The organism is Arenibacter palladensis (genome assembly GCF_900129275.1).
GTDB lineage: Bacteria > Bacteroidota > Bacteroidia > Flavobacteriales > Flavobacteriaceae > Arenibacter > Arenibacter palladensis.
The window spans coordinates 312,171-337,977 of sequence record NZ_FQUX01000006.1; the positions used below are offsets into that span (position 1 = coordinate 312,171).

16 protein-coding genes and 1 pseudogene are annotated in these 25,807 nt (G+C 39.7%); 6 read left to right on the forward strand and 11 right to left on the reverse strand.

Translation table 11 applies throughout. The features are described 5' to 3' along the window. Positions 1-123: 123 nt before the first annotated feature. The 3 genes from BUA60_RS16860 to BUA60_RS16870 form a co-directional block, all read right to left on the reverse strand. Positions 124-1,008: a bifunctional 5,10-methylenetetrahydrofolate dehydrogenase/5,10-methenyltetrahydrofolate cyclohydrolase gene (locus tag BUA60_RS16860; protein WP_072863702.1), complete on the reverse strand. Its 885-nt coding sequence runs from the start codon at positions 1,006-1,008 to the stop codon at positions 124-126. A gap of 346 nt (positions 1,009-1,354) precedes the next feature. Beyond that, positions 1,355-2,692: a signal recognition particle protein gene (gene ffh / locus BUA60_RS16865; protein ID WP_072863704.1), complete on the reverse strand. Its 1,338-nt coding sequence runs from the start codon at positions 2,690-2,692 to the stop codon at positions 1,355-1,357. Between the two features lie 138 nt (positions 2,693-2,830). Continuing rightward, entirely contained in the window at positions 2,831-4,585 is a 1,755-nt protein-coding gene (locus BUA60_RS16870; protein WP_072863706.1) for a hypothetical protein, read from the reverse strand. Positions 4,586-4,700: 115 nt separating this feature from the next. On the opposite strand from BUA60_RS16870, the gene BUA60_RS16875 reads away from it, so the two are divergent. The 3 genes from BUA60_RS16875 (at position 4,701) to BUA60_RS16885 (ending at position 8,878) form a co-directional block, all read left to right on the forward strand. Then, positions 4,701-5,213, forward strand: coding sequence for an RNA polymerase sigma factor (locus BUA60_RS16875; RefSeq protein WP_072863708.1), 513 nt, complete (start codon positions 4,701-4,703; stop codon positions 5,211-5,213). Between the two features lie 205 nt (positions 5,214-5,418). Beyond that, on the forward strand, positions 5,419-6,327 hold the full coding sequence (locus tag BUA60_RS16880) for a FecR family protein (protein WP_072863710.1): 909 nt from the start codon (positions 5,419-5,421) through the stop codon (positions 6,325-6,327). After that, entirely contained in the window at positions 6,311-8,878 is a 2,568-nt protein-coding gene (locus BUA60_RS16885; RefSeq protein WP_072863711.1) for a TonB-dependent receptor, read from the forward strand. The genes BUA60_RS16880 and BUA60_RS16885 overlap by 17 nt, the downstream gene beginning before the upstream one ends. Positions 8,879-9,032: 154 nt before the next feature. Here the strand turns inward: BUA60_RS16885 and BUA60_RS16890 are convergent, their stop codons facing one another. From BUA60_RS16890 to argS, 4 genes are all read right to left on the reverse strand, one after another. Then, positions 9,033-12,434, reverse strand: a complete 3,402-nt coding sequence (locus BUA60_RS16890; protein WP_072863713.1) for a DUF1080 domain-containing protein — start codon at positions 12,432-12,434, stop codon at positions 9,033-9,035. A gap of 20 nt (positions 12,435-12,454) precedes the next feature. Next, entirely contained in the window at positions 12,455-13,723 is a 1,269-nt protein-coding gene (locus BUA60_RS16895) for a Gfo/Idh/MocA family oxidoreductase (protein ID WP_072863715.1), read from the reverse strand. Between the two features lie 144 nt (positions 13,724-13,867). Next, on the reverse strand, positions 13,868-16,147 hold the full coding sequence (locus tag BUA60_RS16900; RefSeq protein WP_143153216.1) for a LamG domain-containing protein: 2,280 nt from the start codon (positions 16,145-16,147) through the stop codon (positions 13,868-13,870). A gap of 199 nt (positions 16,148-16,346) precedes the next feature. Further along, positions 16,347-18,131, reverse strand: coding sequence for an arginine--tRNA ligase (gene argS / locus BUA60_RS16905; RefSeq protein WP_072863719.1), 1,785 nt, complete (start codon positions 18,129-18,131; stop codon positions 16,347-16,349). Positions 18,132-18,293: 162 nt separating this feature from the next. Here argS and BUA60_RS16910 point away from each other — a divergent pair, with 162 nt between their 5' ends. Next, the gene (locus BUA60_RS16910) at positions 18,294-18,719 is read left to right on the forward strand and encodes a hypothetical protein (protein WP_072863720.1); all 426 of its coding nucleotides are present in this window, start codon (positions 18,294-18,296) and stop codon (positions 18,717-18,719) included. A 48-nt stretch (positions 18,720-18,767) separates the two neighbouring features. Further along, positions 18,768-20,312, forward strand: coding sequence for a BCCT family transporter (locus BUA60_RS16915; RefSeq protein ID WP_245802570.1), 1,545 nt, complete (start codon positions 18,768-18,770; stop codon positions 20,310-20,312). Positions 20,313-20,317: 5 nt separating this feature from the next. Here the strand turns inward: BUA60_RS16915 and ctlX are convergent, their stop codons facing one another. The 4 genes from ctlX to BUA60_RS16935 form a co-directional block, all read right to left on the reverse strand. Then, the gene (gene ctlX, locus BUA60_RS16920) at positions 20,318-21,247 is read right to left on the reverse strand and encodes a citrulline utilization hydrolase CtlX (RefSeq protein WP_072863722.1); all 930 of its coding nucleotides are present in this window, start codon (positions 21,245-21,247) and stop codon (positions 20,318-20,320) included. A 110-nt stretch (positions 21,248-21,357) separates the two neighbouring features. Beyond that, complete coding sequence (locus BUA60_RS16925; RefSeq protein WP_072863724.1) at positions 21,358-22,272, reverse strand: dimethylarginine dimethylaminohydrolase family protein; 915 nt, start codon at positions 22,270-22,272, stop codon at positions 21,358-21,360. A 101-nt stretch (positions 22,273-22,373) separates the two neighbouring features. Further along, the gene (locus BUA60_RS16930) at positions 22,374-23,657 is read right to left on the reverse strand and encodes a citrate synthase (protein ID WP_072863726.1); all 1,284 of its coding nucleotides are present in this window, start codon (positions 23,655-23,657) and stop codon (positions 22,374-22,376) included. Positions 23,658-23,783: 126 nt separating this feature from the next. Continuing rightward, positions 23,784-25,325, reverse strand: coding sequence for a glycogen synthase (locus BUA60_RS16935; protein WP_072863728.1), 1,542 nt, complete (start codon positions 25,323-25,325; stop codon positions 23,784-23,786). 179 nt (positions 25,326-25,504) lie between these two features. On the opposite strand from BUA60_RS16935, the pseudogene BUA60_RS16940 reads away from it, so the two are divergent. Next, positions 25,505-25,807 (forward strand): annotated as a pseudogene (locus BUA60_RS16940) (IS3 family transposase); the annotation flags it as partial.

Genomic DNA, 25,807 nt, shown 5'->3' on the forward strand with positions numbered 1-25,807 from the left:
CCAAGACCAGGCCCCCACATGTTCATAAAACAATCATAGGCGGCTACATTTTCAAAGCACCTAGTGGGTATCTAAGTAAAAGCAAAAAAACCGCAGATGAAATGAATTGCGGTCTTCCGTGCATTATTTTTGGCTTCTATGCCTTTCCCGAGCCAACAGGGTATTTTTCAACAACATGGCAATAGTCATTGGCCCTACACCTCCAGGAACCGGAGTAATGTAAGAGGCCTTCTTGCTCACATTTTCAAAATCTACATCCCCTGTTATATAATAACCCTTTTCTTTGGTTTCGTCCGGCACTCTGGTAATACCCACATCTATGATTACGGCATCATCCTTTACCATTTCGGCTTTTAAAAAGTTGGGTACTCCCAAGGCGGAAATAACGATATCGGCCTGCGAAATTATCTGGGTAATATTTTTTGTATGGCTATGCGTCAAGGTTACCGTAGAGTTTCCAGGCCAACCTTTTCTTCCCATAAGTATGCTCATTGGTCTACCCACTATATGGCTACGACCAATGACCACGGTATGTTTCCCCTTAGTTTCTACCTTGTACCTTTCCAATAGCTCCAATATACCAAAAGGTGTGGCCGGAATAAAAGTACTCATATCCAAGGCCATTTTACCAAAATTGGTAGGGTGGAATCCGTCCACATCCTTATCTGGATCAACCGCCAATAGAACACGTTGTGTATTAATTTGCTCTGGCAAGGGCAATTGGACAATAAATCCGTCTATATCCTCATCCTGATTAAGTTCTTCTATCTTGTTCAACAATTCCTGCTCCGAAGTGGTGCTTGGCAATTGCACCAAGGTAGATTCGAATCCTACTTTCTCACAAGACCTTACCTTGCTACCAACATAGGTTAGACTGGCTCCGTCATTTCCGACGATAACTGCCGCCAAATGTGGCACCTTTTCTCCGCGCTCCCTCATTTTAGCCACCTCTGCGGCTATTTCCTCCTTAATTTGATTCGATACTTTTTTACCGTCCAGTAATTCCATTTTATTTAGTATTCAATTCCCAGTGGCCATTGGCAGTCCCTTAAACACCATACTTGCCCGGGTTGTTAATCATGTATTGTAATAATCGTCCTGTTTCCAAACTTCCTTCAATAAGGTTCCTTTTTATCAACAGCTGATATATTTTGACAAGATTCGGTAAATTTCAACCAAACCTGGGTTTCCGAATTTTCACTATCAGCATCTGTCAACTTGCTGATAAAATATTTATCCTATCCCCCGAGCCAACTGCCATATTTCCAAATCTTCAAACCTTTCAACCTTTGCCATTAGGACATCTCATTTGCACAAGGAACCTTGAACCTTGAACCTTGAACCTTAAATAATATTATTTCATCCCCTTCATGGCCCCCATCATCTGCATCATCTTTTTGCCGCCGCCGCCCTGCATCATCTTCATCATCTTGCTCATTTGATCAAATTGCTTCAACAATTGATTTATTTCCTGAATGCTGGTACCACTGCCTTTGGCTATCCGCTTTTTACGGCTAGCATTTAATTTGGCAGGCGTAGATCGTTCATCCGGGGTCATGGAATGTATAATGGCCTCTATATGTTTAAAGGCGTCATCATCTATATCCAAACCTTTTAATGCCTTTCCAGCACCTGGGATCATCCCCATAAGGTCTTTAAGACTCCCCATCTTTTTTATCTGCTGGATCTGGCTTAAAAAGTCATCGAAACCAAATTTGTTCTTGGCTATCTTCTTCTGGATTTTTCTGGCCTCTTCCTCATCAAACTGTTCCTGAGCCCTTTCCACCAAAGAAACTACATCTCCCATACCAAGAATTCTCTCGGCCATACGGGAAGGGTAGAAGACATCTATGGCATCCATCTTTTCCCCAGTACCTATAAACTTAATGGGTTTGTTTACAACCGACTTAATTGAAATGGCCGCACCACCACGGGTATCACCATCCAACTTTGTTAGTATTACCCCATCAAAGTTAAGAACATCGTTAAATGATTTGGCGGTATTAACAGCATCCTGACCAGTCATGGAATCCACCACAAACAGGGTTTCCTGAGGCTGAATGGCTTTATGGATATTGGCAATTTCATTCATCATTTGCTCATCCACAGCCAAACGACCTGCCGTATCTATAATAACTACGTTAAATCCATTGGCCTTTGCATGGGCAATACCAGCTTTTGAGATGGCAACGGGATCATTATTCCCCCTGTCCGAAAAAACCTCAACGCCAATCTGTTCCCCAACAACATGCAATTGGTCTATGGCTGCAGGCCTATATACATCACAGGCCACCAACAATGGTTTTTTAGTCTTTTTGGTCTTAAGATAATTGGCCAATTTTCCCGAAAAGGTAGTTTTACCCGAACCCTGCAAACCGGACATTAGGATTACGGAGGGTGTACCGGACAAATTGATGCCTTCGGCGTCTCCGCCCATGAGCTCCGTAAGTTCATCCTTGACCAATTTTACCATTAACTGGCCAGGTTGAAGGGAGGTCAACACATCCTGTCCCAATGCCTTTTCCTTAACCTTGTTGGTAAACTCCTTGGCAATTTTAAAGTTGACATCCGCATCCAAAAGTGCCCTACGCACCTCCTTTAAGGTTTCCGCAACATTGATCTCTGTAATTTGTCCATGTCCTTTTAGAACATGTAACGCCTTATCCAACTTTTCACTTAAATTATCAAACATAGTCTTACTGTATTATCAGGAAAGCGCAAATTTAAGAATAACTGCCGTAAGTGTGAAGCTTGGGATGAAAAATATAAATGCAAAAAAAGGGCAGCTTCCTGAAGAAGCCACCCTTTTCCAAAAATTGGGGCAAAATTTTTATTTCTTTTCGAAAACGAGAACCTCTATGCCGTTCTCATTAATCATCTTTAACTCTATACGTTCATTGGTTATGGAAACAATTTTCCAGTCATCCATTAAGACCTGCATAGCAGTGGCCAAACCAAAATTAAGATAACATTTCAATTCTCCTTCACTATCCCTGATTATTCTCCAAAGCCCTGGATAGGTAGGTCCGGTTTCACCCGTTGTAACATTAACGGCAAGTTCGGCCTGGAATGCAAAGGTAAAAGCAGCATAATTCTGGGTTTCATCATTATCGCCCTCTGTATATTTTGCAATCATCCATTCCCCGCCCATCATTATATTTCTTATTTCGGCAACATCGTCATCATCGGAATTATTATCACAAACCCTTTCCAAAATAAGTTCATAATTGGAATCCTCAATACTAAACCCTAAGCGTTCGTCCCTAAGATCGGACAACAACCATTCAAAGCTTACCCCTGGCTCGTCTCCCATGGTAATGGCCATTACCAAACGTCCTTGGGCATTGGTAGTGATAGCCCATGTTCCTTCGGAAATATTGGACTCGTTGCTTAAAGTGACCACTCCTTCTGCATGAAAACTAAACTCATATCCTAAAAGCCTATCAACATCCTCGTTGTTCAGCTTTACTTTTTTAATGACCCAGCTACATTCCTTCAAAATTTCCCTCAAGGTATCTGGTGTATTGTCTACGATACCACATGCCTTTTTCATAATGATCTTCTCTCCTTCACCGGCATACAATTTAATTTTACCATCTTCCAGATCATAAACAAACCACTCCAGATCAAAATCGGCCAAAGCCTCAAACTCCAACTTCAGCAATACCCTGTTCTCCCCAATTCTGGTACTCCAGGTTCCCATTAAACTGTTACCGACCCTATCTTTCATTACCACACTTCCGTCTTCGGTAAAATTCATTACATAATCAAAATACTGACCTGTGTTGTCCACATTGGCCCTTATTACTTCATTCACCAACCAGGGGCAGGCAACAAGATATTCTTCCAAACGCTCTTGGGTAAAGTCATCATCATAATCGTCATCATCATCCTCATCACATTCGCTTTTGGCTGTTTCAATAGCATTGGCCAATTCAGCATTATTACTTACACTAACCTTGGTATCATCATATAACTCCAAGGTAATTGGGAAATCAAAACTCAGAAGATCATCATCTCCACGCTCAGCAAAATAACGTCTTAATTGCATATCATTTTGCACAGTTACATTACCGGTTTGCTGCAGATTAATATCAAAGGAATACACTACGATAGGATACACAAAATCTATACATTCTATGTCATCGTCATCCCCACCTTCAATACATTCCTCTACTCTCTCACGTAGTTGTTCCTTACTAGTTATGGTTATTTCGGTATAATCCGATAAAGTTATCTGTATAGGGAAAATAATTTCCAAGATATCATCATCTACCTCTACTTCATTAAAAATTTGCTTTATCAGCTTTAAATCTTCAACAGCATAGATATTGATCTCCAAGCCATTTACATTTACCACATAAGGAAAGTTGATGGCAAAACAACTGGCTCCATCCACGATATTATCATAGGAACCATCTTTAGAGGAAGTTCTTTTTATTAATTGTGCCGTACTGGAACTTGCCAATATGGCTTCCTGGCTATCCTCACCAGGCAATTCTTCAAATTCCTCCTGACAGGAAGTAAAACTTAATGCTACAAGAAGTAGGCTCGAGAACATTAAATATGACATAAACTTTTTCATAACGATTTGGTTTTTATTTGTTCGTATATCTCTAAAACAACTCACTTTTAAAATACCCTACCCAATTTTTCGTTTTTTTTAAAATATCTTTGAAAAAAATTAAAAACAAGCAGGCTTGAAAGCTATCAAAGAAGAACATGTATGCAAGGATGACGTTTACGCCTCAATCTTCAGCACTTATTCCAAAACGGTCTTTAACTATATATATTATAAGTTTGGCAATGAAGAAAAAGCGTATGATGTTGTACAGGAAGCTTTTATAAAATTATGGGAAAACTGTTCCAAGGTTGCCCCGGATAAAGCAAAGTCCTATGTATATACCATTGCCAACAATTTATATCTGAATGTTCTAAAGGCCGAAAAAGTTAGATTAAAATACGCCCCTGACACCAGTGCTGTGGTAAATGAATCCCCAGACTTTATATTGGAAGAACAGGAATATAAAGAAAAATTGGAACGCGCTTTGGCAGCTTTGCCCGAAAACCAACGTACCACCTTTCTATTAAATAGGATCGATGGAAAGAAATATGCGGAAATAGCCGATATGGAAGGTGTAAGCGTAAAAGCCATAGAAAAAAGAATGCACCTGGCCCTAAAAACGCTTAGGGAACAGATTGAAGGAATATAAAGAACGGTAATGAGTACAAAGTATTTAGTAAGGAGTAAATGGACAATTGGATTGTTTTATGTTAAATGGAATTAATAATTTTCATTAAAATCTGCAGTCCCAATCCCAGTACTCAATATTAAAAACTCAATACCAATAATAAATGTTGATTTAAAAGTAGGGTATTTTCTTTTTTGATTGTTATACCTATATAAAGCTAGAAACCATGCAAGAAAATTATTTGGCAAAATGGCTCAACAACGAACTCACGAAAGAGGAGTTGGCTGAATTTAAGGAGTCCAAAGAATATGCCTCGTATTTAAAACTACGGGAGGCCACCAATAATTTGGCAGCGCCAGACTTTGACATGGCCAAGGCTTGGGAGAACCTTAAGAAAAACAAGGACAACTCTAAAGGCAAGGTAATTAAACTTCATGCCTATAAAAAATACATGGGCATCGCTGCTGCCATAGCCCTAATTTTTGTTGCCTCCTTTTTATATTATGGCAATTTAGACGAAAAAATAAGTACACAATATGCAGAAAGAGCCCAAATAGTGCTTCCGGATGCATCTGAGGTTCAACTAAATGCCGATTCCCAACTTTCGTACAGCGAAAAAAATTGGTCCAAAAAAAGGGATATATCGCTGCAAGGGGAAGCCTTTTTTAAAGTGGCAAAAGGAAAGCGTTTTACCGTAACTACAGAGAGCGGAACCGTTACCGTTCTGGGCACCCAATTTAATGTAGAAAATAGAAAAGGATATTTCGAAGTGGCCTGTTACGAAGGTTTGGTAAGCGTTACCTACAACAAGGAAGATATTAAACTTCCCGCCGGTAATTCCCTGGTGGTTATTAATGGGGAATTGCAGGCTATGGCAATTCCGAACACAACGGAACCATCTTGGATCAGGAACGAAAGTAGCTTTAAGAGTATTCCCTTGAAATTTGTTTTGGATGAATTTGAAAGACAATTTAATATTGAGGTCGCTACCGAAAATATCGACACCGATCAATTATTTACAGGGTCCTTTAGCAATACGGACAAAGTATTAGCGTTGCAAAGTATAAGTACTCCTTCTCAGGTCAAATTTAAATTAGAGGGGAATAAAGTGCTGTTCTATGCTGAAACACCATAAATACGTTGTATTTCTCATTGCCCTATTTTTGTTTCTACTGATTCCTTATTCCAATTGGGCACAAGAAAATAGTGTTCAAAAAGTAAATTTAATTAGCTATTTGGAAAAACTGGAACGGGAGTACAACATTAAGTTCTCCTATGTAGACCAAGACTTGGGGCAGTTGCAGTTTTCAATTCCGGATACCACTTCACTACCCCAAATACTGGAAGAACTCCGCAAACAGACCCTGCTGGACATTACTAAATTAAACGACCGCTATTTTGCCATATCCAAAAGCAAGTTCGTGGATATCTGTGCCAATGTGGTAGACAATTTTGAGAACAGCACCATCATGAATGCCACTGTGCAGGTTCTGGGCAGTAATATATCCCAAATTACGGATCTGGAAGGACAGTTCTCAATAAATGCGGTACCCAGAAATGCCAATATCGCGATTAAACACCTTGGGTTTAAGACCAAATTTATAAGCGCGGAAGAACTGGCCGGCAACAATCCCTGTAAGACCATTTTACTGTCCCCCAATTATCAGGAATTGGAAGAGGTTGTGGTATATCAATTTCTTACCACCGGTATTACCAAAGAACCCGATGCCAGCATTGAACTTAATACAGACAAATTTGGAATTCTACCAGGTCTTATAGAACCCGATGTACTGCAGACCATACAAGCCTTGCCTGGAATTAAGAGTGTAGATGAGACCGTGTCCGATATTAATGTTAGAGGAGGCACCAACGATCAGAATTTAGTGTTGTGGGATGGAATAAAAATGTACCATTCAGGTCATTTTTTTGGTTTGATCTCTGCCTTTAATCCCTATTTGATCGAAAACGTTAACATCATTAAAAATGGAACCAGCGTACAATATGGGGATGGCGTAAGCAGTGTAATAAATATAAATACCAGAAACAATATCAGCGATTCATTTGTTGGCGGGGCCGGATTTAATTTATTAAGTGGCGATATTTTTGGTCAACTACCCCTTTCCGAGAAAGTTTCCGTTCAGTTTTCGGGAAGGCGTTCTACCACAGATTTTATAAATACCCCAACTTACAATCGGTTTTTCGATAAAGTGTTCCAGGACAGCGAGGTCAAGGAAAATAACAACAACCCCTCCAATCCTGAAAATATAGTTAGGGACGAGGATTTTTATTTCTATGATTTTACGGGAAAACTGCTTTACGACATCAATGAAAATCAAAAGGCAAGACTGAGTTTTATCAATACCAACAACCATCTTAAATACACTGAAAAAACTGAGGATGGCACTGCTAAAAGCCTATTGGAACAGACCAATCTTTCCTTTGGGGGAAGCTTGGAAAGTACATGGACGCCGAGATGGAGCACCCATTTAAACCTGTATTACACCCGTTACAATTTGGATTCCCAAAACATTCCTTCACCATCCCAACAGCTTTTTCAAAGCAACCAGGTTTTGGAAAAGGCAATAAAGTTGAATACCAATTATAACTTGAACCCGAACCTTAATTGGCTGAACGGATATCAACTCAATGAGGTAGGTATAACCAACTTTACCCAAGTTACCCAACCTGCATATAGAAGCAATATAAAGGGGGTTATAATGACCCATTCCCTATTTTCAGAATTGGATTATAGATCGAAAAATGAAAAGTTCAATGCCAGAGGCGGACTTAGGCTTAATTACATTAAAAACCTAAAAACCTTTAAAACATTTGATGAAGTTATACTGGAACCAAGACTAAATTTAAATTACACCTTAACAGACGGTCTTAAGACCGAATTGTTGGGAGAATTTAAAAGTCAGACCACAAACCAAATAATAGATCTGGAACAAAATTTTCTGGGGATTGAGAAAAGGCGATGGATACTTTCGGACAATGAAATACTGCCCATTACAAAAAGTAAACAAATATCCCTTGGGCTAAACTATGACAAAAATACACTCTATGTAGGCGTTGAAGGGTTTTACAAAAAGGTGGACGGTATAAGTACAGCCACACAGGGATTTCAAAACCAGGATCAATTTAGCGGTGAAATAGGAAAATACGATGTATCTGGAATCGAGTTCTTGATAAACAAAAAAACAGCAACCTATAGCACATGGCTCAGTTATGCCTATAACACCAATAATTACACTTTTGAGAATATAACGCCCAACCAGTTTCCCAACAATTTGGACATTAGGCACACCATAACCTTTGCCGGCACCTATACTTACAAAAGTTTTAGAATGGGACTTGGAGCCAATTATCATACGGGAAGACCCTACACCAAGCCACAAGAGGGCAACAATTCTATAATCCTGAATGTTTTCCCCAACCAAATCAACTATGAGGATCCCAACAGTAGCAGACTCCCAGCCTACCTCAGGGCCGATGCGTCTTTTATCTACAACTTTAAGATAAGCAAGGGAATTAAATCGTCCGTAGGTGCTTCCGTCTTGAACCTTTTGAACAAAAAAAATATCCTGAATATCTATTACAGGATAAATGAACAAAACGAAATTGAAACGATAGAAAGGGTATCATTGGGCATTACACCCAACTTTAGTTTCCGTATGAGCTTTTAGTTTTCCTATCAAAGTATTTCAGCAATATAAATCTCTGACGAATCATTGCTTTAGGACCTTGTTGTCCATACAACTTGGATTACTACCATAAAAAAAGCCGGAAGCTTAGGATAATACCTATCCAAAACTCCCGGCATATAAATAATCAATCAAATTATTTGCTCAAATCCTTTATTCTAATATTTCTAAAGGCAAGTTCGGCACCATGCCCCAAGAAACCAATATGTCCTGTATTTCTTTCCAGGCCTGGGTGTTCCTTATGGTCTGCCGTCCCGTTCTTGGACGCTTCTTTCCAATCCCCATCCACAATGACGGTACCATTCAAGGTTATTTTAATGTGATTTCCCTTAACGATTACCTCTTGTGAATTCCACTCCCCTACCGGGTTAAGGGCTCCTCTTTTGGCTGCAATAATACCATATACGGACCCATGGTATTGGTAAGGCTTTAGATTGGCATAAATTTCAGCAGTATCGTCCAAAATCTGCAATTCTTTACCTTCATAGGCGGCATCACCTTTTAAGGGAGCATGAATACCCAAACCGTTATTGGCACCAGGGGTCAATTTAAAATCGAACCTGAAAATGAAATCCGAATATTCTTCTGCCGTAAACAAGTTGCCGTGTCCACCTCTTTTAGGGCGTACCAAAAGCTCATTATTTTCCATGACATAGTCGGTCTTATTTCCTACCCAATGATCAAGATCCTTCCCATTCAATAAAGATTTAAAACCTTCCTTCTTTTCTTCTTCAGTCAACTGTTCATCGCCAGAACCAATTTCCCTTACATAAATATTCCTAAACCCTAGGTCTTCCCCATGCGCCTGTAATTCAATGGCCTCTTTGGCAAAAATAGCCTGCTTGCGATCCCAATAGTTTTCCAAGACCACATTGTCCGTTACCAAAACACCATTTAAATGTACCGTAACGCGTTCACCAACCATTTTAATTCTAAAAGTATTCCATTCATCTATAGGGTTATCGGCCACCTGTAACGGTTTGCTCTCATGCTTCTGATTGTTGTACAAACCACCAGACCCCACTTGGGCACCTACATCTACTCTTGCAATATCCCATATTTGAACCTGTGGAGTACCCCTCAAATAAATACCGCTATCACCACCATTGGTAATCTTCCAATCTACGATCATTTCAAAATCGCCATAATCCTTGATGGTACAGATATTGTTATATCCTTCCCCTTTAAAACCGATAACACCGTTTTCTATATACCAATCCTTCATCATCTGCTCATTCGCCTTGGCCTGTTCGGCCGCCAATTTTCTTGCGGACATTTTGGAACGTGCAATTGGGTTTTTCACCAATCCTTCCCATCCCTTAAAGTCCTTACCATTAAAGATGGCCACGAAGCCTTTATCCGATGGCATTTTATCTAAAAACTCCTTTACATCAATTTTTATATACTGACTATCCGGACCTGTAAGGTTATCGATACTTTTGGACACTATATCCCTAACCACTTCACCGCTTAAACCATCCTGTTTACCAGGAGTTGGCAAAGCAATGGCAATTGCTACATTTGATGCCGTAGTCACAAGCTCCTCGTCATTTAAATATTCCGAAACAAAAATTAAGGAAAGGAAGGTTTTTACATTTCGTACTGCGGAAAGTACCTGCTTCTTTTCTGCAAGGGTTTTGGCCTCCGGCATCAATTTCCTAACCAGTAATAACTTCTGATCATCTGGATAATCCGATTTCCTCACCTTGGCAAGATAGTTGTCAAAGGCATTTTTTCTTATCGCATCGTCAGTGGTAGTTGTAGCTGTCTTAAATAGATATGGTAACGCATCATTATTTTTCCAGCTTGACAATGCATCCAAGGCGATCAATTTCTCATTGTCATTACCTGTAGAAAGTCTTTGGGAAACCAACTCCAAAGCCTCTTGGTTACTTAAGGAAGCCAATACCGGCAACAATTTGGATTTATCCGTAGCCACCTTATACTCTTTAAACACAGTATCTGCGTATTTGCCATTGCTAGCATCCAGAATATTTAAAATGGCCTGCTGCGCATTTTTTATGTTCTCCGATTTACCGGCTTTGTTCAATAGGCTCATTAAGGCTGAAAAGTCTTTGTCCGATGAAATAGACGGCAAAGCCTTGTATACGGCTCCACTCACATTTTCACTTCCTGTACCGATATATCCTACAAGGGTATCAAACTGGTCCGTGGCATTCCTGGACGCCAATACATTTATCAAAACTTCCTTGCCCGCCTCATTTACATTGGGAAGATGACCTGCCAATAATTGACTATCCTTGGCATCGCACAATCTCAATAAGGTTTCCTCCACAGCAGTATACTCCTCAGGGGAAGTAGCCAATTTTAAACTGTTGAACAATACCGGCAAGGCCTTGTTCTTATCTTGATAGGATAAGGATTTTATTCCGGCCTCCCGTACAGCAACATCCTTGTCTTCCACTGCCTTCAAAATAACCTTATCAAAAACAACTGCTTCTTCGCTATTACCAAGCATCCGAATTATAAGCGGCTTAATTTCAGCAGATGACTTCTTGTACTGTTTTACCCATAGGGCTACCTCTGTGGAGGAAAGGTCCGAACCAGCGGCATCCAACACGGCACCAACGTAATTCTTATTGCCGTTCTTGGATTCCTTCAACAAAGTCTTGGTAAAGGCTGGGCCTTCATTGGCACTCAATATATGAATTCCCGCAGATCGATAATGCAATTGGCTGTCAATCTTGCAATTTTTAAGCAAAGCGTTGGCCACGGTGTTACTTAGGTCTTTATTGCCTTTCTTTTGCAATTTATTGCCATAATGGATAAAGGCTATAATACTCTTTGTATCATCCAATTGATAATTGGAACCAGCAACAGCCTTTTCCAATACCTCATATGAAGTTGGACTTCCTATTTCGGCCAAAGCCATTAAAGCTCTTTGTTGTACGATTTTGGAGGATGAATTTACCATGGCTTTCAAAACCTCTTCTGCTGGAGCAAATCGCAAGGCTCCCAAAGCCTCAATAAAAGCAGCTTGTTTATTTACGTCCCCTATCTCTGTGGCTTCCAAAATAGCCAAGGAGGCATCGGTGGTACCAATGGCCGTTAAAGCGGCCAATGCAGGTTTAAACAGATCGTTATTGGGTAGATACTTGCTTAAGACCGGAACGCTTACATCTGTTCCCACATAAATTAATCGATCCATTAAAAAGGTCTTTACCTCATTGTTGGAAGCGGACCCCAGTGCCTTTAACAATGCATTTTCAACTACACCGTTCTGAATTAGGGATTCTTCCCCGCCACTATAAATGGCCACGCTCTGGATGGCATACCTGGCTTTGGTATCATCCCCGCTCCCTAATGGAACAAGTTTATCCGTAATTTTTAGGATCCCATCCTGACCCAAGTCGATTATTTCCTGCATTAAACGATCCGAATGATCCAGGTCTTCCGTTGGCAATTGCATCAAAATATCGGCCACCTTGGTGTCCAAGGTTCTATTGTCCTGTGCACTAATGGCAAGTGTGCCCATAAATAGCATTAGTACACTTGTAATCTTATATAATGTATTCATTTTATATCTCTAGTATTTAGTTAATAAGCCCAAGAGGACCTCATTGGTTGATCTATTAATCTATTGGCTTCCTCATCATTGATAAACTCTTGTTTAACCGGATCAAACTCCAAGGTACGCCCCAATCTCAAGGCGATAATACCCATGTTCACGACAGTGGCGGAACGGTGGCCGTTCTCTTCGTTTAGGGCAAATTTTTGCCTAGTTTTTACGGATTCCGAGAATACGGTAATCTGCTCCTCTGGATCTGGTATGCTATTGATCAAGCCCTCAATATTGGGGATGGTAGATTTAAATCCGTTATATATTTTCCCATTGGGCCCTTCAATATAAGCCGCATCCTTATCCCTGTTTTCTCCATCGAGAATAATTTGACAACCATCGGCGTAGGTATAGGTAATTCTTCTCCAAGTACCTATGGCATCATAGTGTTGTTCTGGCGCATCCACCTCCACTTTAACGGGACTGGTGTTATCTTTTCCTAAAAAGTATTGTACCGGATCAATATAGTGCTGGCCCATATCGCCCAATCCACCACCATCATAGTCCCAATATCCCCTAAAGGTACCGTGCACCCTATGCGGATGATAAGGCTTCTCCGGTGCCGGCCCTAGCCACATATTGTAATCCAGCTCCGCTGGCACAGGTTGAGGGGCTAAGTTTTCCTTACCAACCCAATAGAATTTCCAATTAAATCCAGTAACACCGCTAATGGTCACTTTTAGCGGCCACCCCAGGGCACCACTATCCACTACCTTCTTCAACTTTTTTACCGGAGTACCCATTCCGTAAAAATTATCCTTAAAACGGAACCATGTATTTAAGCGGAACATCTTTCCATGCTGTTGCATGGCCTCCACTACTTTTTTACCTTCACCTATAGTCCTTGTCATCGGTTTTTCACACCAAACATCCTTTCCTGCTTCAGCCGCCATAATAGACATAAGACCGTGCCAGTGGGGAGGAGTGGCTATATGCACAATATCAACATCCGGGCGCTGTAAAACTTCCCTAAAGTCACGATATCCCTTTACACCGCTTCCCACTTTTTGAAGGGTACTGGAAAGATGATTGGCATCAGCATCACAAATGGCCAAAAGTCTTGTTCCTTCATAGTCCAAATGCCCTTGGCCCATGCCCCCAACACCTATAACGGCCTTGGTCAATTGATCGCTAGGCGGAATAAAATTAGTACCTCCCATGACATGTCTTGGAATTATACTGATTCCTGCAGCTGCCACTAGCGACTTTCTAACAAAATCCCTACGGCTCGTTGATTTTTTCTCCATCTATATATATTCTATTAATTAATTGAAGTTTCCATATTTAAAACCACAAAGAAAAACTACAATGCGTAAAAAAAGGGGTAATATTTGGGGTAATAAAATTGAAAAAGAAGGAATTATGAAAATATTTTTAAATATCGATGGGTACTATGAGGGGTTATTAACCACCATATCCTCAAATTTAACGGTATACAACTCACCATAAATTTTTTCATAAAGCTTGGCAAAATTGTCATAGGCAGTATGTGCCAAACTTAATTTTCCCTGCCTGATAAGAATTTGCAATTTTATCTGTAGCGCATGCTCATTTAAATCATCGTAGATATACATCACGGAGGCCAAGTCGTACATTAAAGCGCTATGCTTATCCAGGTCCAGTATTTTTGAAATATCATAACAGAATTCTATAATTCTATTGCTCATATTTTCAACAATGGGATCTAACCATGAATCGCTCATATTCACAAAAAATCTATCAGCCTTTAATATAAAAAACAATTTGGGCAATTGTTCTTCCAAGTAAGCAACCGTTACACCATCTTTACCCAAGTCGTTCAAATAAATTAAAACTTCCTGATAATCACAAAAACAATTTTTTCCGATTTCCAGATACCAACTTTTGTCCCTAAATGTCAAATTCATTTCCTTGGCCTCGGACAAAATGGCCCTAAGGTTTTGTATATTGGTCCCTCTGGTATTTTTCGCACTCTTTGGGCTCATCCCTGGCCAAAGTGCCTCAGTAAGTTTTTTGGTGTTAATTCCATCCTTATCGCCAATGCTATTCAACAGGACAATCACAAATAACTGTTTTAGTTTGGGGGACAATTTTTTCGCAATATCAACACCTTGAGAATTTATAATGCGCAGGGACCCAAAACAGAGTATTCTTTCCGCTGCATTTACCAGACTCTTATGGTCCCTGTTGGGAAGGGCTTTTACCGGCACTTCCGGTACTGGCATAAGCTTAGCCCTGATTTTTCCTTTCTTCCAATACTTAAGCACAAGGAAAAAAAGTAAAATTGCGGTAATGGCTATTACTATTTTTACGTAAAGGGAGGATTTTGAAGTATCATTCACTTCTATTTTTTGGTAAGCCTTGGCAATTTCATGGGCATTAAGTTCTCTTTTCCATATTTTAATATTCGTTAAGTAACCTATAAAAAATTCCTGCCACAAATTGCTTCCTATTACAATATTATAATCGGAAGTATCATAGTCCTCGATTAGCTTGATCTTATCCGTCTGCTTCCCATTCACAAAAAACGACAGTTCGTTATTAACCTTGGAATGCACCAAACCTACATGGGTCCATTCATTTAAGGGAACGGGGGAAGTTTGGGAAATATAGTCCTTAATATCGGCCATGGTAAAGGTCAATAAACCCTCATGCAACTTTAGAACAAAGTTATCCCCTTTCCCCAGTATACTATTGTTATTTGTAAGTACGGTGGGCTTAACCCATGCCAAGATGGTAAAACTTCCCTCCAAGGCCGTTCTGCTATCCAACCCAGCATCCACATATGCCCCTTCATCAAAATAACCCACCTTTCCATGTACCTTATCCTCTTGAATCTTTACGTTATTTACGATAAGTTCCTTATCGTTTTTTCTAGTGGCATTTTTAATGGTGGGGCTAAAAGTGAAATGATCGGTTAGACCGTATTCAAAATCCAAGGGAAAACCAATAAACTCTTTAAGATTGCCGCTGTTTTCCGGGGTAGTATATATAATATCGGGTGAGAAATAATAGCCGGCCTTGTGCGGAATAAATACCGGTAAGTTTTCATTTAGATCTATTGGAAGACTAAAATGCCCGTTGACAATAAGGTTCCTATGGTTTTTAAAGCTAACCTCATTCAACAATCCAGATTTGGACCTTACCGTTCCAAATACCCTGCTCTTCTTATTTAGGTCGAAGACCAAGCTATCTGCATTAGGGAAGAACTCGGGATCAATGTGAAGGAAATTGGGCATTTTTCCGGAACGCTTCCAAATATTTTCAAGAACAGTATCCCTTAGAAATTCCCTATCCAACACCCTAACCAACCCCAGTTCCTTAGTAGTATCGAATTTGAAAGCATCTTCATACCTCGATGGGTTATCCAATGGAATGGTTTCCACCTCTTGCATAGGTATCTGCGGAGCCCAGGATTTGGACAAGAAATCTTTGTTAATAATGTTATCGGTCACCAGAATGAGCGAATCATTTTTTTCCAATAATTGCTCCAAAAGGGTATCATAATTTTCTTGATAGTCTGAAATATATAGGGCTATGGAAGTTTTGCCGCTGAGAAGAACCGGCAAATTGTCACTAGTAATTTGATCAATATCGATCAAAATATGGGAATGTAGACGTATATTCCATTTCTCCTCCTCAGAAAGTAGTTGAAATTCCTGTGCAGTTCCTACTTTCAATAAAAGAAGCAAAAACAACAAACAAAATTTAGAAAATGGAATTCTTCTTAGCAATATCTACCAAATAATCCCGTACAGGGCATTTCTATCAACTACGCAATTTACTAAGAATAAATAAAATTTAGCCCGCGGAAATTATCCGAAATATATCTGTGCCGAACAATTCAATGTTAAACGCTACAAATGACCCCAGTTACCAGCTAAGACTTCTTTACATCCTATCTGGCACCTGTATCCCCAAAAGTCCAAAGGCCGATTTAATAACCTCGCTAACCTTTTTGGCCAATTGAACCCTGAATATTTTCTTGTTCTGATCTTGCTCTCCCAATATGGAAACATTTTGATAAAAGGAATTAAACTCCTTCACCAAATCATAGGTATAATTGGCAATAAGTGCCGGACTGTAATTATCGGCCGCCAATTGGATAGTTTCTGGAAACAGCTGCAATTGTTTTAACAACTCTTTCTCTTTTTCGTGCAGATCCGTCAACTTCTGGGAACTGTCCAGGTCTTGCTCCAATTCCTCCGCCTTTCTTAGTATAGATTGGATCCTGGCATAAGTATATTGAATAAAAGGCCCGGTATTTCCTTGAAAATCCACGGACTCCTCCGGATTGAACAAGATTCTCTTTTTTGGATCCACCTTAAGGATATAATACTTTAAGGCCCCTAAACCTATAACCTTATATAACTCTTGTTTCTCTTCTTCGGAGTAATCTTCCAGCTTACCCAATTCCTCGGAAATAGCAGCCGCAGTTTGGGTCATATCCTCCATTAATTCATCGGCATCCACTACGGTACCTTCCCTACTCTTCATTTTACCACTAGGCAAGTCTACCATTCCATAACTTAAGTGATACAGTTTTTCTGCCCACGAAAAGCCCAACTTCTGTAAAATAAGGAACAATACCTTAAAGTGGTAGTCCTGCTCATTGCCCACGGTGTACACCATGCCCTTCACATCGGGATTATCCTTCACCCTTTGTATGGCCGTGCCAATATCCTGGGTCATATACACTGCCGTACCATCCGAACGTAGTACAATCTTTTCATCCAGACCCTCTTCCGTTAGGTCTATCCACACACTACCATCTTCCTTTTTATAAAAGACCCCTCTTTGCAAACCGTCCTCTACAAAATCCTTTCCCAACAAATAGGTGTTGCTCTCGTAATACAATTGATCAAAGTCAACCCCCATATTTTTGTAGGTTATCTCAAAACCATCATATACCCATTGGTTCATAGTCTTCCATAAACCTACTACCTCTTCATCGCCAGCCTCCCACTTTCTTAGCATTTCCTGAGCCTCCAATAGGATTGGCGCCTCTTTTTCCGCTACTTTTTCATCTACCCCATTGGAAACCATAGCAGCAATTTCGGCTTTATAGGCCTTATCAAAAGCTACGTAATAATTCCCCACTAATTTATCACCCTTAAGCCCTGTACTCTCAGGAGTTTCCCCATTGCCAAAGCGTTGCCAGGCAAGCATACTTTTACAAATATGTATCCCCCTATCGTTAATGATCTGGGTTTTATATACCTTCTTTCCTGAAGCCTTTAGGATTTCTGCCACGGAATATCCCAATAAATTATTTCGGACATGACCCAAATGGAGAGGTTTATTGGTGTTGGGCGAGGAATATTCCACCATTATGGCCTCCTCCGAACTTTGGGAAACAAAACCAAAATCCTGTTGATTCCTTATTCCTTCAAAAAAATCGAGGTAATATTCATTGCTAATGGTTATATTCAAAAATCCTTTGACCACATTGAAATCGGTCACCTCTTCCACTTCATCTTTTAGGAACTGTCCTATTTGCCCTCCTATTTGCACCGGATTTCCTTTAACATATCGCAACATGGGAAAAATAACCGCAGTAATATCACCGGCAAAATCTTTTCGAGTAGGTTGAAATTCTACCGTTGGCAATTCAACTTTGAAAATAGAGGTAACGGCTTCTTTTACCTTTTGTGCAAGGGCTTCTTGAATGTTCATTAATTTCGGCGTTTACGGCTGCAAAATTAAGCATTTTTTATTCTTTCCCCTTATTGTTGGGAATAAGTAGCCCACAAAGAAGGAAGATTTTTTTAACTTTATAAACCTGTACGGTACCAACGGCCCTAATATGATGTATTAATCTGGATATCACTAAAGAATATGTTACTGAACGTTTCCTATAACAATAAAGAAATTACAAGAAAAATAGACGAGGAAGTGGGTAAACCTTTTACCTTAAAGGAGCGGTTTGCCTTGAACGGAATTGGTTCTCCCAAATTATTTATTGTTGACTGTAGTATCGAAATTAAAAATCTATTGATCCTGGACAACAATACCAACACCTGTAATATTGAATTACGGCCAAAAGGGATCATAATTCGCTTTAGATCCCTACTGGAAACCTTTGGGCTTATTATTCCCTACTACAAGTATAACCTATACAAGACCGATCTTGGCCTATACACCATTTATAGGGACCAGTACTTCATCAAAATAAAATCTGACACCAAGGCCATACAGAAATTTTTTACAAAATTGTTGGGGCATAGGGCGGACAATGCGCCTACCAATATAGAGGACCTTTAACAACTTATTATACAATTCCAAAAGCTCCTTATAAAACAATGAAGCTTTTTGTTACCTTGTGTTAAAACCGGTATTATCAAAATATTCAATGCTTATCGTAAAAACCCATTACTTCCCATTTCCATCGGAATCCTTTTAGTATCTACAATAATTGTCTTTATCGCTACCAGGGAAACCTATAATGCCATTGAAATGGCCTCCATTTGGGTTAGAAACTATTTTGGCTACTTCTATTTATATCTTGGATTGGGATGTGTGCTTCTATTAGTGGCCATAGCACTATCCCCTTTGGGAAAAATAAAACTGGGCAAGAAAAATGAAAAACCCGAGTTTACCATTTGGGCATGGACAGCCATGCTTTATAGTGCAGGAATGGGCGCTGGAATTTTGCTCAGGGCAGTACAGGAACCTATTTTCATGCAACAGAACCCTCCCTACCTTTCAGATTTACCATCAGATATCCTAGCCTTGGAATTTACTTTTTATCAATGGGGATTTACAGCATGGGCGTTTTATGGACTTTTTGCCATGACCATAGGTTATTATCTTTTTGTAAGAAAGAAAAAAGTGTTGATAAGCTCAACTATTGAGGACATTTTACACAACAAAGCAGCTAGAACAGGTATTGATGTGCTTACCATTATGACCACGGTGTTTGGCCTGATTGCAGCTATTGGCTTGGGAACCACCCAAATTAATGGTGGCTTAAACCACCTTACTTCCTCTAATTTTGGTTTGGTCACTACCTTATTGCTCACCACCCTAATTTCGTCATTGGCATTTTATTCCGCATGGAAAGGAGTCAACAAAGGTATTCAGGTGCTCTCAAAAATCAATATTCTTATTACCCTGGCCGTACTATTTTTTACTTTTTCCCAAAGTGATATTCTTAAGGTAGTTGGCAATTTTTTAGAGGCCAGCTTTCATTATATAATGGATTTTATCCCCATGAGCCTAGCCTATGGCAATTATGACCCTGGATTAGCCTTTCTTACCGACTGGACTTTCTATTATTGGGCATTTTGGTTGGCATGGGCACCTTTTACAGGAATTTTTATTGCCCGAATCTCCAAAGGGCGCAGCCTAAGACAGCTGTTATTGGGTGTTTTGATTATCCCCAGCTTGGGCACCTTTTTTTGGTTTTCAGTATTTGGCACCTCGGCCTTCCAACTTATTGAGGGATGGGAAAGCTATAACAACGAATTTGACGGAGTGTTTTCCTCCATTTTTGTATTCTTTGGGAACTACCCATTCGCCACATTCCTAAATATCACCACCATAGTATTGCTGATCGGTTTTTTGGTAACCTCCGTGGACTCTGCTGTTTTTGTATTGAGTATGTTCTCGGACAAGGGCAAAAAAGACCCCAGCAAAAAACATCGTTTAATTTGGTCCCTGTTTATCTTTTTGGCTACCATCGCCCTAATTTTATTGGGCAATGCCAAACCAGAGATAAATATATTGATTGCCGCCCAAAAGCTACTGATTATAACTTCACTTCCCTTTGCCTTTTTCATGGTATTTATGGCCTTGGTATTTGTCAAGGAGCTACTGAGGCACCATAAGAGTTACCCTTTGATCAGCAAAAAATAAAACCATTATTTTTTGGGCAGAAATACCTCGGCCATCATACAACGCGCACTTCCACCACCGCAAGTTTCAATCGTATCCAAAGGACTATGGATAATGGCACAGTGCTTCTCTATCTTTTCAATCTGTTGTGGCTTTAAACTATTGTATGCCGCCGTGCTCATTGCCAAATATCGTTTTTCACCCATTCCTAAGACTTGTAGCATATTCCCTGCAAAATGGTGCATTTGTTGTTCAGAAATGGAAATAATCTCCTTACCATCTTGTTTTAGGTGGTTCACTACATTCTTCTTTTCCTTTTTATCGTCGATAGAATCCAAACAGATAACGGCAAACGTTTCTGCCAAACACATCATTACATTGGTATGATAAATAGGCTTTCGGGTACCTGCCACAGATTGATTGGCCGTAAATACGATCGGAGTAAATTCAAAATCTTCACAAAATTCTATGAACAAATCCTCATCCGCCCTATCCGAAAGCGCGCAATAAGCCTTCTCATTTACCCTATCCAACACAACACTACCCGTGCCTTCCAAAAAATAACCCTCCTCCTCAGCCGAGGTATAATCCATTAAATTTTCTATAACAAACCCTCTCTGCTCCAATAGGGCAAGTATATCTTCCCTACGTTCATTTCTTCTATTCTCGGCAAACATAGGATACAGCCCTACCGTTCCATCGGCATGGAAAGAAACCCAATTATTGGGAAATATGGAATCTGGTGTATCCAAATCCTTCTTGTCATCTACAACTATAACATTTACCCCCTTTTCCCTTAAAGCCAATACAAAAGCATCAAACTCCTGCTGTGCCTTCAAATTTATTTCCTGGTTTTTTAAATCAAGGTCCTCCTGAAAATAATTATTTACTGCGGTTTGCTCGTTCATTCGAAAATTCACTGGGCGCACCATCAAAATAGTATTTGTAATTTGCATTTTATTAGTCACTTTTCAAATTGGGTATTAGAAAGCCTACTGCTTTAAAATTGTGTAAAATTAGTTCATTTATTTACCTGTATGGGCCTTAAGGAAAGTTTGGCAATATCTTAATCCCTTACCAAGGGCAGGGTGCTACACCTTAAAAGACCTTCTTGCTTGGCGATCTCGGAGTAAGCTATTTCCTCGACCGTAAAACCTTGTTCCCTCAACCAGTTATTCAATCTGGTGAAATTACGTTCTGAGACCACTACACTAGGGGATATGGAAAAAACATTGCTGACCATATTGTACATCTCCTCCTTACTGATCTCGAACACATTTTCGCTTCCAAAATAATCCAACAGCCATTGATACTCCTCTTCCCTCAAAAATCCGTTCTTATGCAAAATGGCTTTATTTGTACCTACGGGTTGAAAACAACAATCCAAATGCAGGGCATTTTCCCGGGCATTGGTATTCGACTTTCTAAGTTCAAAAGACTTGACCTTTTTATTTGGGAACTGACGGGCAATAAAATCCACGGCCTCCTTATTGGTACGGGCCGTGATATAATCGGCGTAGTCCTCCCCCGTATAAGTGCCCATAAAAATATACTCTCCCCATGGCATAACATCGCCTCCTTCCACATGTACTTCTTTAGGGGGGTAGATTATCTGGTCCTCGTCAATCTTACTTAGTACATATTTAATAGCTTGAAATTCCTTTTCCCTATCTGGAAGAATATTAGCCTTCACCAGCTTATTGTCTATAACAAAAGCAATATCCCTTGAAAATATTTGATTACAATCCTTTAAGACCCTAGGTCTAAACACTTGAACATCATATTTGGCAAATACCTGGGCAAAACCATCCATTTCCCTTACCATATCCTCTTCTTTAGGATAGGTACCGGCCAATATATGCTCCAATGACTTGGGGTCGTAGGCCTCTTCAGGTTTTGGAATGGGTCCACAGCTTTTGGCGGTTCCAAGAACCACCGATCTTAACCGTGAAGTTTCATCCTGTACATTTAACTTTAGCATAGATGCTTTTTAGGTAAAGATAGAAATACTTATTTTGATAAATAAAAACTGCCCTTTGTATATTTAATACAAAGGGCAGTCATATATAATCTGTTTTCTAACTATCTCTTGTCCAAAGGAATAAAAGATCTGCTCTTTTCACCTATATACACCTGTCTTGGTCTACCTATAGGCTCATTTTTCAATCTCATTTCCCTCCATTGGGCAATCCAGCCCGGCAAGCGGCCCAAAGCAAACATAACGGTAAACATTTCTGTAGGTATGCCCAAAGCCCTATAAATTATTCCAGAGTAAAAATCTACGTTGGGATATAATTTTCTATCCACAAAATATTTATCCTCCAAGGCTTCCTTGGCCAAGCCCTTGGCTATATCCAAAATAGGATCATCTATTCCCAAATCTCCCAAAACTTCCTCTGCAGCCTGCTTGATAATCTTTGCCCTGGGATCAAAATTCTTGTATACCCTATGCCCAAAGCCCATTAAACGAAAAGGATCGTTCTTGTCCTTGGCCTTGGCCATATATTTTTTAGTATCCCCACCATCGGCCTCAATAGCCTCAAGCATTTCCAAAACCGCCTGATTGGCTCCTCCGTGAAGAGGTCCCCAAAGTGCACAGATACCAGCAGAGATAGAAGCAAACAATCCAGCATGTGAAGAACCTACAATACGAACGGTAGAAGTAGAACAGTTTTGTTCATGGTCTGCATGCAAGATCAACAATTTATCCAAGGCATCTATGACGATCTTATTCTTTTTATATTCCTGGTTGGGTTTTTTGAACATCATTTTATGAATGTTCTCTACATAACCCAAAGAGTCATCCCCATAATCTAGAGGCAGTCCTTTTTTCTTTCTTAACGTCCATGCTACCAAAACCGGGAATTTGGCCAAAATCCTAACAATGGCCCAATACATTTCCTTTTCCGAGGACACGTTTACTGACGTTGGATTAAAGGCTATAAGTGCACTGGTTAAACTGGAAAGCACACCCATTGGATGTGCTGATTTTGGAAAACCATCCAAAATCTTCTTCATCTCCTCATCTACATGCGACTCAGCTTTTATATCTTGATGGAATTTATCCAATTGCGCTTTATTTGGCAAAGCTCCAAATATCAACAAATAAGCTACTTCCAGGAAATCGGCCTTTTCCGCCAATTCCTCAATTGAATATCCACGATACCTTAAAACTCCTTTTTCACCATCCAAGAAAGTAATGGCACTCTCGCAGGAGCCCGTATTCTTAAACCCAGGGTCTATTGTTATCATTCCAGAATCGGCCCTCATAGTTTTGATATCTATAGCCAACTCATTTTCGGTACCTTCTATAACTGGAAATTCAAATTTCTTTCCGTTGTATTCTAATGTTGCGTTATTCGCCATTTCTTAAATTCCTGTTTTATTCGATTGTCCGTAAAAATACTAAAAACACCCAAGGTTAACAATTGAAGATTTTGTTATTTCTTGATTAATTATGAAAAATTTACAAAACCAGATATGATTATAGTTCTATTGATTAATAGAATATAGATATTTGTAGTAATCATCTACCGATTTTTCCCAAGTGAACCTCATCTTTTTGGCATTATCCTGAATTTCCTTCCATTTCGGCTTGTCATTTACAAAAACATCCAAAGCCTGATCAAGTGCCAAGATCATATTTTTAATTTTATCATCATAGGTCTTGCCATCGAAGCTAAACCCGGTTTTCATGTGTTCTACAGTATCCCTCAGGCCACCTGTATTATGTACCAAGCAGGGATTGCCGTTACGCATGGCCAACATTTGGCTAATACCACAGGGTTCAAATAAACTGGGCATAAAATAAAGGTCGGTCTCCAAGTATATGGAATCTATTAAATCTTCGGATTGACCGTTGGTGAATATAAAATTTTTATGTTCATAACTCAATTGACGAAATAGCTCCTCATAGTCTGGGGCTCCCGTACCCAGGAGCATAAAAATACCGTCTACCTTTTTCAGTCGGTTCAAAATTTCTACAAAGGCTTCGGGTGATCGTTTAAAAAAATAGAATTTCTGCTCGGTTAAACGGGCCACACTTGAAACTATAAATTTAGGCCTATCCGTTACATACTCCATTACTTTTTCACCGGTATGTGCCAGAAAATCGGCCTTATATTTCTTGGATTCCTCCTGTAGCCACCTAAATAACGCCTTAACAGTATTCCTATATAACAATCCCTTTTCGGCCGTGCGAATATTTTTGTAATTGGAACCATTCAGAATCCCGAACAACCTTCCTTGATTGTTTGCTTCCTGTAGATCCAATTCCAAACCTTCACCTCCAATAAATTCGGGTGGATTGCTAGGCCTTAGCACATCTTCCTTATAGGAAGGGGATACGGTATGTACGGCATCGGCCAGGCGGATGCCTACGGCCATGAGGTTAATACAATCCTGGTATCTATAGTCCATCAACTTCTTTTCATCCAAAGGCAGATTGGGAAACCAATTTCCCAATGAAGAATAATTATTATAGAATGGGCGTATACCCTGTATGGCTAAATTATGAATGGTATAGACATAACGCATTTTCTTTAAGGCCTGATACTCGGGATGATAGGTTTTTAAAAATAGCACCAGGCTGGAATGCCAGTCGTGCATATGAACAATATCCAATTCCCCAAAAGCCCCGACCTTGATGGCCTCGGCCACAGCAGTACAAAAAATGGTGAATTTAATATTGTCCGTAAAAAAAGCTTCTTCCGGATCGTCATGGTAGATATGTCCTATTTCCCCAGCGGTAATTTCAGGGTGATGTATTACGTAATGATGTAAATTTGCAAACTCCTTTTTAGGAGGTACTTCGTACAATTCTGCAACATAGACCATTCCCCGTAGGTTCAGATTAAGATTGGTAACAAAGGTTCCATTTTGATGTAATCTTGAATAGGAGGGCACTACTACATGCGCCATGTCCCCCCTCTCAGAAATCTGCCGAGGAACATCCCTAACCACATCACCCATACCGCCAGCCTTGCACTTGGGAATACCGTCATTCTCAGCAGCAACAAACAGAAAGTTATTCATTTAATCTAGAATTTGGTTATTTATTAGCACTTTGATAAAAGTAGGATAATATAATTATTTATTTCTGATAAGTAAACAAACCTCCATGATATTTAAAAAAAAAAGCCATTCTACGTAGAATGGCTTTTTTTACAACTATGTCCCGTCCTAAAATAAGTTGACACAAAATCGACTTATTTATGAAACATTCAAAGATTACAGGTAATAAGCGGACACAACGCGATTACAATCTAGGTTTTAAATTGGCCGTTATTTCCCAAGTTGAAAAAGGCGAAATGACCTATAAGCAGGCACAGAAGGCTTATGGCATTCAAGGTAGAAGTACTGTTTTGGTCTGGTTGAGAAAACATGGTACCTTAGATTGGAGCAACCCAATTCGACATCAAATGCCAAAATCCAAAGAAACCCCTGCCCAGAAGATCAAGCGTTTAGAACGCGAGCTATCTGACGCGAAGTTGAAGAACAAGATCCTTAATACGATG